Source organism: Mucilaginibacter sp. L3T2-6 (genome assembly GCF_030519355.1).
Lineage (GTDB): Bacteria > Bacteroidota > Bacteroidia > Sphingobacteriales > Sphingobacteriaceae > Mucilaginibacter.
In genome coordinates, this window is sequence record NZ_JAUMKC010000024.1 from 82,555 (window position 1) to 100,967 (window position 18,413).

11 protein-coding genes are annotated in these 18,413 nt (G+C 44.3%); 8 read left to right on the forward strand and 3 right to left on the reverse strand.

Annotated features, from left to right (window positions below; all coding sequences use genetic code 11):
• Positions 1 to 130: 130 nt before the first annotated feature.
• On the forward strand, positions 131 to 3,868 hold the full coding sequence (locus Q3W13_RS21525) for an ATP-binding protein (protein WP_302867452.1): 3,738 nt from the start codon (positions 131 to 133) through the stop codon (positions 3,866 to 3,868).
• 90 nt (positions 3,869 to 3,958) lie between these two features.
• On the opposite strand, the gene Q3W13_RS21530 is transcribed toward Q3W13_RS21525, so the two are convergent.
• Positions 3,959 to 5,284 (reverse strand): amino acid permease, encoded by a 1,326-nt coding sequence (locus Q3W13_RS21530; RefSeq protein WP_302867454.1) that lies wholly within the window; start codon positions 5,282 to 5,284, stop codon positions 3,959 to 3,961.
• 246 nt (positions 5,285 to 5,530) lie between these two features.
• Here Q3W13_RS21530 and Q3W13_RS21535 point away from each other — a divergent pair, with 246 nt between their 5' ends.
• From Q3W13_RS21535 to Q3W13_RS21560, 6 genes are all read left to right on the forward strand, one after another.
• Positions 5,531 to 6,160: a tetratricopeptide repeat protein gene (locus Q3W13_RS21535; protein ID WP_302867456.1), complete on the forward strand. Its 630-nt coding sequence runs from the start codon at positions 5,531 to 5,533 to the stop codon at positions 6,158 to 6,160.
• 300 nt (positions 6,161 to 6,460) lie between these two features.
• Positions 6,461 to 8,620, forward strand: coding sequence for a carboxy terminal-processing peptidase (locus Q3W13_RS21540; RefSeq protein WP_302867458.1), 2,160 nt, complete (start codon positions 6,461 to 6,463; stop codon positions 8,618 to 8,620).
• Positions 8,621 to 8,767: 147 nt separating this feature from the next.
• On the forward strand, positions 8,768 to 10,399 hold the full coding sequence (locus Q3W13_RS21545) for an amidohydrolase (RefSeq protein ID WP_302867460.1): 1,632 nt from the start codon (positions 8,768 to 8,770) through the stop codon (positions 10,397 to 10,399).
• Positions 10,386 to 12,206, forward strand: a complete 1,821-nt coding sequence (locus Q3W13_RS21550) for a serine hydrolase (RefSeq protein WP_302867462.1) — start codon at positions 10,386 to 10,388, stop codon at positions 12,204 to 12,206. The genes Q3W13_RS21545 and Q3W13_RS21550 overlap by 14 nt, the downstream gene beginning before the upstream one ends.
• Before the next feature lie 153 nt (positions 12,207 to 12,359).
• The gene (locus Q3W13_RS21555) at positions 12,360 to 13,166 is read left to right on the forward strand and encodes an AraC family transcriptional regulator (RefSeq protein WP_302867463.1); all 807 of its coding nucleotides are present in this window, start codon (positions 12,360 to 12,362) and stop codon (positions 13,164 to 13,166) included.
• Between the two features lie 63 nt (positions 13,167 to 13,229).
• A complete protein-coding gene (locus Q3W13_RS21560) occupies positions 13,230 to 13,607 on the forward strand; it encodes a VOC family protein (protein ID WP_302867464.1) in 378 nt (125 codons plus the stop codon).
• Positions 13,608 to 13,809: 202 nt separating this feature from the next.
• On the opposite strand, the gene Q3W13_RS21565 is transcribed toward Q3W13_RS21560, so the two are convergent.
• Positions 13,810 to 14,394, reverse strand: a complete 585-nt coding sequence (locus Q3W13_RS21565; RefSeq protein ID WP_302867465.1) for an RNA polymerase sigma factor — start codon at positions 14,392 to 14,394, stop codon at positions 13,810 to 13,812.
• A gap of 428 nt (positions 14,395 to 14,822) precedes the next feature.
• On the opposite strand from Q3W13_RS21565, the gene uvrA reads away from it, so the two are divergent.
• Positions 14,823 to 17,738, forward strand: a complete 2,916-nt coding sequence (gene uvrA, locus Q3W13_RS21570; protein ID WP_302867466.1) for an excinuclease ABC subunit UvrA — start codon at positions 14,823 to 14,825, stop codon at positions 17,736 to 17,738.
• 67 nt (positions 17,739 to 17,805) lie between these two features.
• Here the strand turns inward: uvrA and Q3W13_RS21575 are convergent, their stop codons facing one another.
• Positions 17,806 to 18,288 carry a DUF2059 domain-containing protein gene (locus tag Q3W13_RS21575; RefSeq protein ID WP_302867467.1) on the reverse strand — a complete coding sequence of 161 codons (483 nt, stop codon included), beginning with the start codon at positions 18,286 to 18,288 and terminating at the stop codon, positions 17,806 to 17,808.
• Between the last annotated feature and the right edge of the window lie 125 nt (positions 18,289 to 18,413).

An 18,413-nucleotide genomic window follows, 5' to 3' on the forward strand; every position in this document is an offset into this window, starting at 1 on the left:
ATTCGCCGGACTATCTTTTAAATAAGCCGAAAAAGCCCCGGGCAGCAGATTAATTTAGACTAAAGACTTAAGACTAAAAACTAAGGAGTGATATTTTGGTTACATTTGGGTCATTACAGAGATAAATTAATTGGCTACCTCGGGGAAAATACGTTTAATGCTGGCCTTACTATGCGCCAGTCTGCTGTTAACGGCAGTTATTATCCGCATTACTTATACCCCGGTAAGCAACCTCGATCAAACTGCTAAGGTCCTCGAAAACAATCTTCAAAAAAAAGAGCGTTTTGTTTACTCGTTCATCAACGATAAAAAGTCCTACGAGAGCCTGAAACAATTGCCGCACAATTCAAACGCTGCGATTGATTTGATTAGGCGATTTACCACTGATAGAAATATCTGGTTTGTAACGCTGACGAATAATCAGCTCGACTTTTGGAGTGGGATAAAGGTGATCCCAGACTACCCTGCTACCATAAAAGAAGGCCCAAACTTCAGGCGCGAATCAAATGGCATGTATGAAGCCATACGGAAGAGCGAAGGTAACTTTTCTGTAATTTTTTTTATACCGGTAAAGTTTAATTACCGTTTCCAGAACGAATACCTGCAAAATACATTTGCTACAGACCTACTGAAGGACGACAATATTGAAATTGCGGATTTTACCGATAAGGCTGTTTATGATGTCCATAGTATTGATAATAATAAGTACCTGTTCTCAGTAAAGCTGAAGCCAGGCGAGATTAACCATACCTTTTTTTATTACGAAATAACCATCTGGCTGCTCACGCTGTTGTGCTTTTGCATACTCATACATAATGTGTGCAATTATGTGGCATCTAAGGGATATTTTGTGGTAGCGTTGATTCTGCTGGCGGGTTTCATTTTATTAACACGGTGGATAAACCTTTACTACGGCTGGCCTGAATTTACGGTTAAGCTTGACATTTTCAGCCCGCAACTGTATGCCTCAAGCGTTATTTATCCCTCTCTTGGCGACTTATGCATCAACATAATTTTTATTTGCTGGTTCGTAAGCTTTTTGTACAGCCGGCGGCGTAACCTGTTAAAAAATATGCCAGGTACAACCGGCAGCTATGTAATTTTTACTGTGAGCCTGGTTTTGCTTCTGTTTTTAGCGACTATGCTGCTGGATATTTTCAGGGGGCTGGTAACAAATTCCAGGATAAGCTTCGACGTAAGTAACGTACTTAACCTTTCGCTTTTTAGCCTTTTAGGTGTACTTGTACTATGCTTTACTTTCCTGGTATATTACCTGCTGATCGATATTTTTTTAACTATAGCGGGCCGGCTGCCCATCCCTAATTTAAATAAATCGCTTATTATAGTTGGCTGCGCAGTATTGGCCACGGCTATTGCCGCTATTTACCAGGGCTTCACTTTATTTTACCTTTTAAGCGCGGTGTTGATATTTGCACGGGCTTACGCCTACCGTTACCAGGGCGGCAAGCTGAATGCAATCTCATTATCGTTTATAATTTTAATATGTGCTTTAATATCTGCTATAAAGCTCAATCATTTTGAAGGGGTAAAAGAACGGGATACCAGGAAGGCATTGATAGAAAAGCTTGAAGCGCCTGTAGATGCTACCGCCGATTATACCTTTAAAACCGTTGAGTATAGCATTATTAAAGACCCTGTAATTATTCAATACTTTAAGGATACTACACACAATGCCAGTTTTGTTAAAAACCGTCTTCAAAAATTATATTTTAACGGCAGTTTGCCAACGTACTATTTTAACGTTCGTGAATTTGACAGTGAAGACAGGCCACTTTCGCCTGATAAGACTTATGCATTACAGGTATACAAAGATCTGGTGAGATACAGTTCGCAAAAGGTATCCGATTTCTTTTACAAAGTAAATGAGTCATTTGGCGTTCAGAATTATTTCGCCATACTTCCGATTTTCGAAAACGGCAAAAAGCTGGGAACAGTAGTTGCCGATCTGAAATCTAAACCCCTGCAAACGTTCGCCTCGTTTCCAGACCTGCTGGTTGACGGAAGAATAAATAAAGATGATGAATTTAAAGATTACTCATACGCATACTACAGCGATAATAAACTGGTCACCCAAAGCGGTAATTATGTTTACGACCTGGAGAACACGGATTTGCGCGGGGTATTGAAACACTACATTGTTAGGACTACTAAAGGCCCGAGCCTGCATTGGTACCAGCAATTTACCAGCTACAGCCACCTTATCTATCAGCCCAGCGAGCGCAATATAATTGTGGTAAGCAAAGAGCAAAACCTGCTTTTTATAGCGATCACCTCCGTTACCTTCTTTTTTGTGGTTTTTCTGCTATTCAGCGTTATGGTGTTGTTAATGGGCTGGCTATGGATAAGGATCAAGATATTTAATATTAAAAATAACCGCATCAGGTGGAGCTTTAAGATGAATTTTGACCTGGTGCTGTACAAAACACGTATTCAGCTGTCCATGATCCTGGCCGTAGTTGCTACCTTACTGGCAGTTGGCTTTATCACTTTTTTCTCGATTAGCAGCCAGTATCAAACGCAGCAGGATAAAACCATCCGCGAAAAAATTAACCGTATAGCCAGTGCATTTGAAAATAACCCTTACAACAAATATTTATCGAACATAAACGAGGAAAGCCAGGTAGACTTTAATGCTTTTGCAAACACTTATGCGGCCGACCTTACCCTTTATAACAGCAAGGGCATGGAACTGATAAATACGCAGCCTAAAATTTACGACTTTGGCCTTCAGGCCAGGCGCATGAATGCCCGGGCTTTTATCAACCTCAGCAAATTACAGAAATCGGAATTTGTGAATGACGAGGTAATAGGCAGACTGAATTATAAGGCGGCTTATGTACCCATCAGAAATGCCGATAACCGCACAATTGCTTATCTGCAATACCCTTATTTCAGCAACCAGGTGGAATATAAAGAAAGGATAGGCTCGCTGCTGAATATAATGATAAATGTGTACGCCCTTATTTTTGTGGGTATAGGCTTATTTGCCGTTATTATTGCCAGGCAGATAACGGCTCCGCTTAACTTTATCCAGTTTAGCCTTAGCAAAACCACGTATGGCAAAAAAAACGAACCCATACGCTGGGATCGTAACGACGAAATTGGCGCATTGGTAAAAGAATACAATAAAATGATTGCCGCACTTGAGCAAAGCGCTCAAAAACTGGCCCAGAGCGAGCGCGAAACGGCCTGGCGGGAGATGGCAAAACAGGTTGCGCACGAAATCAAAAATCCGCTTACCCCGCTCAAACTGGGCCTGCAGTTACTGGATAAATCGTGGAAGGATAAAGACCCTAAATTCGATCAGAAATTCGAGCGTTTCAGTAAATCGTTTGTAGAGCAGATAGAAAGTTTATCTAACATTGCTTCGGAGTTCTCCGCCTTTGCAAAAATGCCGGATACGCGTTTAGAACGGTTAAACATTTTTGACGTGCTGACGCAGGCCGTTACCATTTTTAAGCAGATGGATAATGTGCAGATTGAGTATGCAGCGCCCGAAGCCCCGTTTTTTATCAATGCCGACCGCGATCAGCTTTTGCGCTGCTTTAATAATCTTTTGAAAAATGCGATTGAAGCCGCCCCGGGGGACAGGATCAGTGTGATTGCCATTAATCACATGATTACACACAAGAATATTTTGCTGACGATAAAAGACAACGGAAATGGTATACCGGAAAGTCTGCGCGAAAAGATATTTGAGCCAAACTTTACTACTAAAAGTTCAGGAACTGGGCTGGGTCTTGCCTTTGTGAAAAATTCTATTGAAAACGCAGGCGGCAAAGTTTGGTTTGAGACTACTGAAGGCCAGGGGACAACATTTTATTTTAGCTTGCCTGCTACCGGGTAAGGCGAACCCAACAAAGATGGACCATATGAATACCGGGGATTGGCCCGTCTGTTATTTATTTGGGCCAGGTTCTTTTAACCGCGCTTTACTTCAATTGTTATCAACCTCCGTCTTTTTTTTATAAGCTACCCAAATATAAAACGGCAGCCCGGCCATCAGGCATAAAAAACCGTAAAATACGGTGTCTTTTCCCGAGCCGGCAATAGCCCAGATAGCGTAGGCAAACGCCAGCGCCCCCACTATCAGGCCAACAAATAAACTGCTTTTGTAAAGCTGTTTGGTTTGCAGGCGAACGATCATATACGAAGCTGCGCAAAAAAGATAAGGCACTAGTGTGTTGAAGGTAGATAAGAGGATAAGTATTTTAAATTGCTCTACCAGGCCCTTTGTGTAGTTCATCATCATAAATAATGAAACAAATGTGCTGCTGATTACAATGCCGAAAAAAGGCGCGCCTTTTTTATTCTGCCGCCCAAAAATGGCAGGGAAAAGCTTGTCGCGGGCAATAGCGAAGGGCAGCTTGCCTTGTATCAGCGTCCAGCCGTTCAATGCGCCAAAGGCTGCTATGGCCATGCCTGCACTTGCCCAATACCGAGCATTATTGCCGAACATAATGGCAGCGGCGTCGGCATACGGCGTAGGAGATTTTGCCAGCACCTTAGCAGGAATAATACCCATAATACTGATGCTGCCCAGCAAGTAAACAACGGTACAAATCACCAGGCCAAGCATGGTGGCCCTGGCGATGGTCTTGCCGGGATTTTCAACATTATCGGCCGGTATAGTTGCGCATTCGATCCCGACAAATGAAAACAGGGCAATTGCTGCCGAAGTATTAATAGCGTCATAAACGGAACCGCCGCTGCCGTTAAAAGGATGAAAATTTTCCGGACGGATAAAGAACAATCCTCCGATAGAAATGATGATCAGCGGCGCGAGCTTCAGAATGGTGGTTACCAGCTGCACTTTGCCTGACGACGCCACGCCGCGCATGTTTACCCAGGCCAGCAGCCAGATAGCTGCAAGGCCGGTTGATACCGCTGCCAGTGAATTTTTAGCGAGTACCGGAAAGAACGTGCTCATTGCGCTCACAAACGAAATGCTTATGGCCGCGTTTGCGGTAATTATCGAAATATAATAGCCCCAGGCTATCATAAAGCCCGCAAAATCGCCAAAACCGTAGCGGGTATAGGCGTAAGGCCCGCCGACGCCCGCCGGAACCATTTCGCTAAGCCTGCTGAATACCCGCGCAATAAAAAATGCCCCCACTGCCGAAAATAGCCATCCCAATAAACTTACACTGCCAAATGAGGCCATTGCAGCCGGCACCAGGAAAACGCCGGAACCAATCATGCTGCCGACAACCAGCGAAGTGCTCGTCCAGATGCCTAATTTGTTTTTGGATGCTTGCGCCATTAACAGGAGTGATTTTTTAAGGTTGTATCAGCAGTCTAATATATTGTTTTTGGTTGATAAGACTAACGGCTAAGCTTAGTTTTTGAAACTAAAGGTAACTCTGGCGATATTTATTCACGTCAAAACACAACAAAATGTAACTGCATGCCGTTTAAAGGCTTATTCCAACCCATTCCAGTCGCGTTTGCTTTTATAGAAAATTATGTACCTTTACATAATTAATTTAAACTTGGGACAAAAGATTAAATGAGAATTACCTTCCTGATAATTTGCTGTGTATTCAGCCTTTCTGCATCTGCACAGTGGTATCGCGTAGATCTTTTATTTAAAAAGCATGAACGTTTCCCGTTAATTGAACAATACAGTCCTTGCGCTAACGCCATTTCTAAAATCCATATCCAGCCATCGTTTTCAGTTTATAAAATCAATAAGGCAGAACTCGACCGCAGTGAGTATAGTTTTCAGGCGGCTGAAAATATAGTGATGCGCAGTGCCCAGCATAACATGCGTTTCAGGGTGTACAGTGATGCCAGCTACAACTTCAGCGCACTGGCTAAGCTTTACATACAGCAAAACCGCTATTCTGAAGCTAAATGGTACCTGCTGCAAAGCAATATTTTATCGCGCCAGCAAAATGATGATAAACATACCATTGCCAACCTGATGGATCTGGCCCTGATTAAATCAGACTTGGGCGACTATTCACAGGCCCGGCAGGATCTGAACGAGGCAACGGATATTGCCCGTGCGCATGGTTTTAATGATGATCTGGCAGCTATCGGGAAAAAGATGGCCTATATTCAACAAAACCGGAACAACGCCCCCAAAACAGATGTGCGCTACGCCGAGCTTCCGGCTACTGCCAAAGGAGAATAACATATTACATACGCCGGTTCTTCACAGCACATCAAACCGGAACAAAGTGATTTTCACTTATCTTTGTATGCACAGTGTAATTATTTTTAGAAACTGCGTTTTGGTTTGCGCGCTCACAATAAATTCGTAACATTACCGTAAAATGTAAGTGTGTTATTGAAAACAATCCAAACATTATTGTAATATTGTTATTCATTAATTAGACGGCAAACGGGCTGTCTTTTTTTTTAGGTTTGAAGGAAAATTTAGGCACAAGTATTGATGTTTTATATAACCCCCGATTTAAAGCAAGTAAAAGATATGTTTAAGAAATTTTATCTGGTGCTGGTTGTTGCTGCCACCCTGGCATGCAGCGCTAAGCCCGCCGCAATTATAAAGGTAGATGGCTCAAAAAATATACAGCCTGATGAGCAGCAGGCGGTGGTTTGTAAAACCATTGCGGCAATGATATCTAAGTATAACTATAAAAAGGTTGACCTGAACGATTCTATCTCTGCTGTGATTTACAACCGGTATATCAAGCTGATGGACGAAAGCCATAACTATTTCCTGGCTTCGGATATTGCCGACTTTGATAAGTACAAGACTGTGCTGGATGATGATGCAAAAAACGGGAACCTGAACGATGCATTTTATATTTTCAACGTTTATCAGAAAAGATATATCGATCGTATTAAATATTCGATAACTCAGCTCGATAACGACTTTGATTACACTAAAAACGACCAGTTTACCTACGACCGCGATAACCTGCCATGGGTAAAAACGGAAGCCGAAATGAATAAGCTTTGGACAGAGCGTGTAAAATACGATATGCTTAACCTGAAGCTGGCCGGTAACGACGTTGCTAAAAATAAGGAAACCTTGAAAAAACGTTATGAAAACCTGCTGTCTCAAGCCAATAAGCTGAACAACCAGGACGTTTTCCAACTATTCATGGATGCCTTCACCAACGCTATCGACCCGCATACCAACTACTTTAACCCCGCAAACGCAGCTAATTTCAATATAGACATGTCACGTCAGCTGGAAGGTATCGGTGCGGGATTGAACATTGAGAATGAGTTTGTGATCATCAAATCGTTAACACCCGGCGGACCTGCCGAAAAAAGCAAGCAGGTAAGCGTTGACGACCGCATCATCGGGGTTGCACAAGGCCCCGCAGGTGAGTTTCAGAACGTAGTGGGCTGGCGTATAGAGAACGCCATCGCGCTTATACGCGGCAAAAAAGGCACTATTGTAAGGCTGGAGCTGTTGCCAAAGGGTATGAGCGTAGGCAGCAAACCAAAGATTGTAGAGCTGGTACGCGAAAAGATCATTCTGAAGGATGAATCAGCCAAAAAAGAGATTAGAACCTATAACGAAAATGGCAAAACCTTTAAAATAGGGGTGATTTCGGTACCTGCGTTTTATATCGACTTTAATGATTATAAGTCGGGTAACCCTAACTATAAGAGCACCACGCACGACGTAAAACTTCTGATCGACTCGTTGAAACAACAGGGCGTTGAGGGTATTGTGATGGATATGAGGCAAAACGGCGGCGGCTCGCTGCTGGAGGCGGTTGACCTTACCGGCTTATTTATTAAAACCGGTCCGGTAGTACAGGTGCGTAATTCAAACGATGAAGTTGAGGTAGACAAAGATGAAGACCCTTCAATCGCATGGAACGGACCGCTGGCAATTTTAGTCGATCGGTTCAGCGCTTCGGCAACAGAAATTTTCTCAGGTGCAATACAGGACTATGGCCGTGGTATTATCCTTGGAACTCAAACCTATGGAAAAGGCTCGGTACAAAATGCTATTGATCTGGATAAAGTTATCCCGCCATCAATGCTGGAACGCGCAGCAGCGCTTGTGGGTAAAGACAAAAAGAGCTTAAAGGTATCAACCGGCAGCCAGAGCGTATTTGGCCAGCTTAACCTTACCATAGCCAAGTTTTACCGCATTACCGGTAACTCTACGCAGCATAAGGGTGTTACGCCCGATATTGCCTTCCCGTCAGTGATCCCCATGGATAAATATGGCGAGGACACCGAGCCATCGGCCATGCCTTTCGATATTATAGCGAAAACCAATTACACTAAAGTAGGCGATTTTACCACCGTATTACCGCAGCTAAAAAAAATGCACGATCAGCGTATGGCTACAAGCCCTAATTACAAATACATGCTGGAGGATATTGCTGAAATTAAAAAACACGAAGCTGAAAAAAGTGTAACGCTTAACGAGCAAAAATTAAAAGCGCAACGCGACGCCGACGACAAAAAACAATTCGAGGAAAACAATCAGCGCCGCATAGCAATGGGCTTGCCTGCCTTGAAAAAGGGTGAGACTAAAAAACGCGGCGACGATCTTGACTTCCTGAAACGCGAAGCAGGCCAGATATTGACCGACTATATCAGTCTGGACAATAAATATTCCAGCACAACTGCTCCGGGAACGCCGGTTCAGCAATAACCGGAATTGCCGATAAAACAACAAATCCTGGCTCTGGCCGGGATTTGTTGTTTATTATTCGTTAATAAATTATTCTCGCCTCCAACTTTATCTCTTCGATTTTGTATATAGTTTTGTAGATTACCGCTTTTTAAATAGTGAAACCCTATGAAGAAATTTTTGCCGCTGCTTGTGGTTCTTTTCTGTGCCTGTAAACAAAAAGAATATAATGCCGATTTGCTGGTTAAGGATGCACAGGTTTACACGGTTGACAGTTTGTTTACCACTGCTGATGCATTTGTAGTGAGCGCAGGCAAGATAATAGCCGTAGGCAAAGCCGATACCCTGGAAGAAAAATATAACGCAAAGCAGGTTATTGACGCCGGTGGCAAACCGGTCTATCCTGGCTTTATTGATGCGCATGCCCACTTTTACGAATACGGCCTCGGCCTGCAGGAGGCCGACCTGACTGCCACAAAGAGCTGGCAGGAGGTGGTTGACTCTGTTAAATCATTTGCAGCACGAAACCCGGATGGCTGGATTGTTGGCCGTGGCTGGGACCAAAACAAATGGAAGGTAAAGGAGTTCCCTAACAAAGCAAAACTCGATTCGCTGTTCCCCGCGCGGCCTGTAATATTAAGCCGCATTGATGGCCATGCCGTAATGGTTAACCAGGCGGCGTTGAACCTGGCCGGCGTTAAACCAGGGCAAACTATTATCGGAGGCAAGATAGAGACGATAAACGGCAAGCTTACAGGTGTAATGATCGATAATGCACAAGGCATTATTACACGCAAGATTCCGCCACCTACCGATGCCATAACGCAGGCGGCATTACTGGACGCTCAAAAGAATTGCTTTGCCGCAGGCTTAACCACAATTGACGATTGCGGCCTGCCTTATACCATGGTGAACACCATTGCAGAACTGCAGCATAAAGGAGCGCTGAAAATGCGCTTGTATGTGATGCTTGCTGATCAGCCTGATAATTACGATTACCTGTTTAAACGCGGCGCTTATAAAACTCCCACGCTTAATGTGCGCGCGTTTAAGGTATACGCGGATGGTGCGCTTGGCTCACGCGGCGCCTGCCTGCTGAAACCTTATGCCGACCAAAAGGGCTGGAGCGGCTTCCTGCTGAGCCAGCAGAAGCATTTCCAGGAAGTTGCGGAAAAAATTGCTGCCCATGGCTTTCAGATGTGTACACATGCTATTGGCGACTCGGCCAACCGGGTAATGTTGAAAATATATGCATCGGTTCTTAAAGGGAAAAACGATAAACGCTGGCGTATCGAGCATTCGCAGATTGTAGCGCCGGAAGATGTTAAGCTGTTCGGCGAGTATAGTATTGTACCGTCTGTTCAGCCAACCCATGCTACTTCTGATATGTACTGGGCCGGAACACGTTTGGGCAAGGCGCGGCTTAAAACCGCTTATGCATATAAGGATTTATTGGCACAAAATGGCTGGATGCCCCTTGGCACCGACTTCCCGGTAGAAGACATCAACCCCATGTATACATTTTACGCGGCTGTTGTACGCAAAGACCGCAAAGGTTATCCTGAAGACGGCTTTCAAATGGAGAATGCCATAAGCCGTAAACAAGCATTGCAGGGTTTGACCATATGGGCTGCGAAAGCAAATTTCGAAGAAAAGGAAAAGGGCAGTATTGAGCCGGGCAAGTATGCCGATTTTGTTATTTTGGATAACGATATTATGAAAGTTGACGGCAAAGTATTGCCGAATGTTAAAGTTTTAAAAACGTTTGTGAACGGAGAACAGGTATATGAGAAAAAATAAGTGGCGATTAATACCATCAATTGTTTTAACCGGATTTATATTATTTAACTCAGCCTGTGCACAAAACCCGCCATTTACAGGGATGGCTTATGTAAACGAAGAAAGGCTGGCCGAAAAAGCCACCTATCTGCTCAATAATGCTAACTATATAATTCCCCTGCAAAACCTGGAGCAGGCAAAAGTTGCAAGTGTACATTTTTCAAACATGTATGCCCGGGAGTTTGACAGCCTTGCCAATAAATACACCAAAGTTGATCCCTTTAACGGAAATATATACACCGGCGTAAAAAGCCTCGACGATTTGTCGGCAGACCTTAAGTTCTACAATACCATTATTGTTCAGCTGAACGATGCTGACATGAACAACCCGCTGATAACCGGCTTTATCAACACCAATCAAAAACTTAAAAACGTAATTATAGCTTTATTTGGCAGCCCGGCTTCGCTGGCACGGCTCCAAAATACTGCTGTGCCCATTGTCTGGTGTCAGCGTATTTCGCCGGTAACGGCCTTTTACAGCGCGCAGGCCATATTCGGGGGAGTAGCGGTAACGCAAAAGTTGGGCGTCAATATTTCAACGCTTTACAAAAAGGGTATGGGCTTTGTTACCACTAAAACCCGTTTGCAATATACGGTGCCTGAGGAGGTGGGAATCAGGACAGTTAATCTTGATGGCATTGACAGAATTGCGCATGAAGCCATGCAGGAGCGTGCAACGCCCGGATGCGTGGTGTTGGTAGCAAAGGACGGCAAAGTGATATTTAATAAGGCTTATGGATACCACACTTATAACAATGATATACCTGATAAGCTGACCGACATCTTTGACGTGGCCTCGATGACCAAAATATCAGCCACTACCATGGAGGCCATGCAGCTTACCGACCAGGGCAAATTGAACGTGGATTCAACACTTGGTACCTATCTGCCGCAAACACGTAAAACCAATAAAAACGACTTGACTATCCGCGAGGTGCTGGAACACCAGGCGGGGCTGATACCTGATATACCTACATTCGATAAGATCAAACCTACCGACCACAGTACCGATTCGTCGGCTATGTTCCCTACCAAGGTTAACGAGAATTACTTTCTTCGAAAAGACTATTTTAAGGAGGTGATGTGGCCTGATATGCTGAATTCGCCGGTGCGCACAAGGGGGCAATATGTTTACAGCGATTTGAGTATGTGCTTTATGCAGCAGGTGGAGGAAACCATTACAGCCATGCCCGAAAATGTGTATGTTCAGCAGCAGTTTTATGCGCCCCTGGGTATGCAGACTGCCGGTTTTTTACCGCTCTACCGTTTTACGCCCGACCGGATCATCCCCACAGAGGACGATAAAAAAGACAGGCATGCATTGCTTGACGGCTATGTGCATGATCCAACTGCTGCCTTGATGGGAGGAGTTGCCGGACATGCAGGTTTGTTTGCCAGCGCAAATGACCTGGCTATTTTATACCAGATGATGCTGAACCGCGGCACTTACGGCGGCGCATTGTATATTAAACCCGAAACCGTTGATAAATTCACTGCTAAGCAATCGCCTGTTAGTCGTCGCGGCCTTGGTTTTGACCGCTGGGACCCGATGCTTGACCATCACTACCCCTCTAAGCTGGCATCCGACCAAAGCTATGGACACACGGGTTTTACAGGAACCTGCGTATGGGTGGACCCTAAATATAACCTGGTTTATATCTTTCTTTCAAACCGTGTAAACCCCAGCGTAAGCAGTAAGCTATCAAGCCTGAATATACGCCCAAGGATACAGGACGTGGTTTATGAGGCGATTCAGAAGGGAATGTAAGGGATTTTCGGTTGGGAATTTACGGTTTGCCATTGCGAACAAAGTTGCCTCGGTTCTTACAGCGATGACAAAGCTGCCATGTGACTATTCATAAGGAATATTTGATTAACTTCGGATAAGTCAAATTCCATAACTGTCAATCCGGATTCCGCAATGAAGTACTATACCATACAGCCGCCGGTAGCATTGCAACCATATGTACGGTGTTTCTGGGTGCTTGAGCATGAGTTTGCGCCGGGTGAAGAGTCATATATCTATCGGTCGGTGGCAGATGGCTGCGTAGAGATGGTTTTTCATTACCAAAGCGCTTTTAACGAATTGGTTTTTGAGGGAACGGCCCAATCCTGGTTGTCGGGCATGCATTTCCAATCGCAGAAATATAGAAGATTTGAAACCAGGCAGAGCTTTGGCATTTTCGGGGCATATATTTATCCTTTTGCAGTTCCAATTCTTTTTAATGTGGCCTCCGATGCAACAAGCAACGAAATGCTTAGCCTGGATATTTTTCTTGGCCCGGAGGGGAGCGAGCTGGAAGAAAAGATGATGCTGGCCGGTTGCAATCACAAACGGGCGGAAATACTATCTGAATGGCTGCAGAAACGATTGGTGACTATCAAAAATAAAGACGTAACCATCGCCGCAGCCATAAAGCATGTAATACACTCTGCGGAGATTCGCACTGTTGAACAACTGGCTTCGTGCTTTAATCTGTCCGAACGGCAATTCAACCGCAAGTTTAAGGAATACGCAGGGTTTAGTCCAAAAATGTATATGCGGCTTACACGTTTAAACAAAGCTATAAAGCAGCAAGTTGCCAGTAAGCCGCTGGGCCAGGTAGCTTATGAATGCGGATATTACGATCAGTCGCATTTTATACATGAGGTTAAAGAGTTTACCGGTTATCATCCTTCGTTTTATTTCTCGGGCAAAGCCGAAGGCACGGAGTGGCTTTATATTTAAGATGTCCGATATTTACAATTAAGTTCAATACGGCGGCTTTACTTTTGTTTAAAAGAAACTGTTATGAAAAATGTAAATATTCCTGAAGGATATCAGCAGCTGATGCCTTACCTGATTGTAGAAAACGCCTCAAAATTTATTGATTTCACCCGTAACGTTTTTGGCGCGACTGAAAAATTTAAGACCATGCGCGATGAGCGAACTATTATGCATGCCGAAGTAAGCATTGGCGATAGTGTAATTATGTTTGCGGATGCTACAGAACAATATCTCCCGCAAAATGCCGGCATGTTTTTATACGTGGATGATTGCGATGAAATATTTAATAAGGCAATCGATAACGGCGCCACAGAAATAATGCCTCCTGCCGACCAAAGTTACGGCCGAAGCGCCGGCATCAAAGATCCGTTTGGCAATGCCTGGTGGATAACAAGTGTGTAGTTGCCTGAACCAAATTAAAGAATTAGCAGAATTTCGTCATCGTCACACTCATATCAAAGGCCATTGGGCGGTATCTTACGGGTACCCGATGTTTTATAAAAAACGCGAATCAGCTATTAAACAGTTGATTCGCGTTATGTTTTCTGCTTGAATTCTTTCTTTTCGGAGTTTACTGACTTTCCCGGCTTTTCGGACTCCCCTCTTAATTCTTCAGGCTCAATTCTTTACTCTGCATCATTTTGCGGAGGTTATTAAGCGCGTAACGCATACGGCCAAGAGCGGTATTAATGCTTACATCCGTAATATCGGCAATCTCCTTAAAGCTCATATCGCCGAAATGGCGCATAATCAAAACTTCCTTCTGTTCGGCAGGTAAGAGATGAATCAGGGTCTTCAGGTCGCGATAGGTTTGCTCGCGTACCATTTTGTCTTCGGTACTTTCATCATAGTGCCCCAGCACTTCGAAAATATCAAAGTCGTCGCCGTTGCTTACCATCGGAGCCCGTTTTTCGCGGCGAAAATGGTCGATCACCAAATTATGGGCTATGCGGGTAACCCATGGCAAAAACTTACCTTCCTCGTTATACTTTCCGGCCTTTAATGTATTTATCACCTTGATAAAGGTATCCTGGAAGATATCTTCCGCAAGATATTCGTCCTTAACAAGCAAATAAATAGAAGTGTATATTTTTGATTGATAGCGGCGGATTAATTCTACCAGCCCCCCTTCATCGCCCGCAACGTAAAGATGGATTAAATCCTGGTCACTCTTCAATTGAACATCCATAGAAAAACTACTAACTTAGTTAATTTTAAAATCTGTTGAAGTAGAGTTTTATCTATAGCCTTATTTTTTAGGGATTAACAAAATTGTTATCCCAAATAAAGCAAATTATCGCGGGAAAAACAAATATTATTTCCCTCACAAATGTTACAAACTAATATTTAACATTTTTTAACATTTCCGGATACAATAAATAAGCAATGTGCGATGTTGCAAAAACGCTATTGTCAGCCTTATGCAATCCATTCAATAAATTGCAAACTAAGCATATACATTTCTTAAACACATTTGGATGCTGCTAATTTTTTTAGGATTTTTGCATTCTCAAAAGAAGACCGTAGGTCAAGGCCATAGATTATAGTCCACAAACCATATTAAGGAAGGCAAATGGATCGAGGCTATGGACCATAGACTATGGACTATGGATTACAATGAAGGAAGCAGAAAAAGACCCTCAACATCATATTATTATAAAAGGCGCCCGGGTGCACAACCTGAAAAATATGGACGTTGCTATACCAAAAAATAAGTTGGTGGTAGTTACGGGCATGTCTGGTTCGGGTAAGTCGTCGCTGGCGTTTGATACGCTGTATGCCGAAGGGCAGCGGCGTTACGTGGAGAGCCTTTCGGCTTATGCACGGCAGTTTTTGGGCCGGATGAATAAGCCCGACGTTGATTATATAAAGGGCATCGCGCCGGCTATCGCTATCGAGCAGAAAGTAATTACATCCAACCCGCGTTCAACAGTAGGAACATCAACCGAAATTTATGACTATCTGAAGTTATTGTTTTCGCGTATCGGTAAAACTATTTCTCCGGTATCCGGTGAAGTAGTGAAGAAAGACTCGGTTACCGATGTTATCAATTTTATCATGACCCTGCCTGATGATACGCAGGTGACCATATTGTGCCCGCTGCACCCGCACAATAACCGCAGCCTGAAGGAAGAACTGGCAGTGCTGATGCAAAAAGGCTTTGTGCGTGTAGAATATAGGGGTAAGCTGGCAAGAATTGAAGATCTGCTGGAGGACATGAGCATTGTAGACGATGGCAGCTGGCTTCAGGAGGAGGTGAAAGGTGAAAGCGGAAAGGCGAAAGGCGGAAAGAAAGGTGAAAGCAAAAAACAGAAAACCGGGAGTGATGGGGTTGACTCTCAAATCTCGTCTTCGGTTCGTATCGTTATCGACCGTGTAACAAAGAATACCGAGGATGAAACTGTGAGCCGCCTGGGCGATTCCATCCAGACTGGCTTTTTTGAGGGCAAAGGCGATTGTTTTGTACGATACAGGCAGCCTGATGCCGATGAGGAAACCGAGCGGTTTTTTTGCGATAGATTTGAATTGGACGGAATAAAATTTGAAGAGCCGACGCCAAACTTCTTTAGCTTTAATAATCCGTATGGCGCCTGCAAGCGCTGCGAAGGTTATGGCAAGGTTATCGGCATTGATGCTGACCTCGTTATTCCCGACAAAAGTAAAAGTATTTACGAGGGCGCCATCGCCCCCTGGCGCGGAGAGAAGATGCGCGAATGGAACGACCGGCTGGTTAAAAGCGCCCTGAAGTTCGATTTTCCAATTCATAGGCAATATAATTTACTCACTCCCGAGCAACAGGAATTGTTGTGGACAGGTAACCAGTATTTCCAGGGGTTGAACGCCTTCTTTAAAGAAATGGAGGAACAGACCTATAAGATTCAGTATAGGGTGTTGCTATCGCGATACAGGGGAAAGACTACCTGCCCGGAGTGCAAAGGAAGCAGGCTGCGGCAGGATGCGGCTTATGTAAAGATAAATGGCAAGTCGATAACCGATATTGTTTTAATGCCATTGAATAAGGCTCTGGAGTTCTTTAACACTATTGAACTGAACGAGACCGAAGTTAAAATTGGTAAGCGCCTGCTGATGGAGATAACTAATCGCCTGTCGTTTTTAAATGATGTGGGATTAAGTTATTTAACACTTAACCGTTTATCCAACACCCTTTCAGGTGGTGAATCACAGCGTATCAACCTGGCAACCTCGCTGGGTAGTAGTCTGGTCGGCTCTGTTTATGTGCTGGACGAGCCCAGTATCGGGCTGCACCCGAGGGACACGCAGCGACTGGTAGGTGTTTTAAAATCCCTGCGCGATGTGGGTAACACCGTATTAGTAGTGGAACACGAGGAGGAGATCATGAAGGCCGCCGACCATATTTTGGACATCGGCCCGGAAGCAGGCACCCACGGCGGTAACCTGGTTTTTACCGGTACTTATGATGAAATTATAAAAGATAATGATAGCCTCACCGGTCGTTATTTAAGTGGCAGGGAGGAAATTGCCATTCCCAAGAACCGCCGCAAGTGGAATGATTATGTAGAGATAAAAGGCGCCCGTGAAAATAACCTGAAACATGTTACCGCTAAGTTCCCGCTGGGCGTGTTAACCGTAGTTACCGGCGTTTCCGGCTCGGGTAAAACCAGCCTGGTAAAGCGTATACTGGCCCCCGCGCTGCAGAAAACGCTGGGAAATTATAATGCGGAACAAACAGGCGCCTATGACGGTATTGACGGCGATTACCAGAAAATTGAACAGGTAGAACTGGTAGACCAAAACCCTATCGGCCGTTCTTCGCGTTCAAATCCCGTAACGTATGTTAAGGCCTGGGACGAGATACGCAACCTGTATGCGGCGCAGCCTGCAGCGAAAGCAGCCGGTTTAAAACCATCAGCATTTTCGTTTAATGTTGAAGGCGGCCGTTGCGATGTTTGCCAGGGTGAGGGCGAGGTAAAGATAGAAATGCAGTTTATGGCCGATATCTTTCTTACTTGTGAAACCTGCGGCGGTAAGCGCTTTAAACAACATATCCTTGACGTTACTTACAACGATAAGAATGTGTCGGACGTGTTGGGTATGACCATTGAGGAAGGCCTGGAGTTTTTCGCGAAGGAGCCAAAGATCATCGCCAAAATAAAACCTTTGATGGATGTGGGTTTGGGGTACGTGCAGCTGGGGCAATCATCGAACACCCTCTCGGGCGGTGAGGCGCAGCGTATCAAGCTGGCATCGTTCCTGGTGAAAGGCAACAATACGCATAAAACCCTGTTCATTTTTGATGAGCCAACTACAGGACTGCATTTTGCCGACATTAAAAAGCTGCTCAAATCGTTCGATGCCTTGCTCGACCAGGGTAACACCATCATCGTTATAGAGCACAACATGGACGTCATCAAATGCGCCGATTGGATTATCGACATCGGCCCTGAAGGCGGCGACAACGGCGGGCAGGTAGTTTTTGAAGGCGTGCCGGAGGATTTAATTAAGAAAGATGGCAGCTATACGGGGGAGTTTTTGAGGGAACGCTTTATTTAAGGAATTTCAATGATTATGGAGGGATTACGCCGATTCTGTTTTACAAAATCGGTGTAATGCCGAAATATTATTCCTTCGTAATGTCCTGGATCATCGATTGCAGCTCGGCACTGTGGCTATTTATAATTTGCTGATCAAACATCATACATTTTTGCGTTAGCTCAGGCATCACTACCGTGATTTTTTTCCCAAGTGGCGAATTATAAAAAGCGGTTAGCTGATTTAGTTCGCTTTCCGTAAATGTTTCTGCATATATTCGTGCCATATCTTCCCTAAAACCGTCGAGGGGAAGGTACTTGTCAAAGAACTCACTTAATTTCGCAACAAACTTTTCCCGGTACTTTTCTTCGATATTTGCGCTAAAAATTTTAATGCTGCTATTCCGCATCACAGTAAAACGCACGTCTGTCATCCCTGTTGCTGAAATTAGTTGCCGTGCCGCCGATAAATGCGATGGCGTAAGTTTGGTGGGGCCGCTTTGGGCTTTCAGCTGATAACAATTAGAAAATAAGAGCCCGGCTATTGCGATTAGGATCAGTTTAAGGCGCATGATTTAGTTTAAATTTCTTCTAAAATAGCTAATTCTGCGAACTCCGAAAACGATTACATCAATTAATAAAGATTATAGAAAAGTTTTGTCATTGCGAGGAGGAACGACGAAGCAACCTCGTCGTT

Coding starts and splice junctions, on each gene's coding strand:
- uvrA (WP_302867466.1), top strand. CDS start 14,823: ATGAAGGAAGCAGAAAAAGACCCTCAACATCATATTATTATAAAAGGC.
- Q3W13_RS21550 (WP_302867462.1), top strand. CDS start 10,386: ATGAGAAAAAATAAGTGGCGATTAATACCATCAATTGTTTTAACCGGA.
- Q3W13_RS21565 (WP_302867465.1), bottom strand. CDS start 14,394: ATGGATGTTCAATTGAAGAGTGACCAGGATTTAATCCATCTTTACGTT.
- Q3W13_RS21540 (WP_302867458.1), top strand. CDS start 6,461: ATGTTTAAGAAATTTTATCTGGTGCTGGTTGTTGCTGCCACCCTGGCA.
- Q3W13_RS21535 (WP_302867456.1), top strand. CDS start 5,531: ATGAGAATTACCTTCCTGATAATTTGCTGTGTATTCAGCCTTTCTGCA.
- Q3W13_RS21545 (WP_302867460.1), top strand. CDS start 8,768: ATGAAGAAATTTTTGCCGCTGCTTGTGGTTCTTTTCTGTGCCTGTAAA.
- Q3W13_RS21575 (WP_302867467.1), bottom strand. CDS start 18,288: ATGCGCCTTAAACTGATCCTAATCGCAATAGCCGGGCTCTTATTTTCT.
- Q3W13_RS21560 (WP_302867464.1), top strand. CDS start 13,230: ATGAAAAATGTAAATATTCCTGAAGGATATCAGCAGCTGATGCCTTAC.
- Q3W13_RS21530 (WP_302867454.1), bottom strand. CDS start 5,284: ATGGCGCAAGCATCCAAAAACAAATTAGGCATCTGGACGAGCACTTCG.
- Q3W13_RS21555 (WP_302867463.1), top strand. CDS start 12,360: ATGAAGTACTATACCATACAGCCGCCGGTAGCATTGCAACCATATGTA.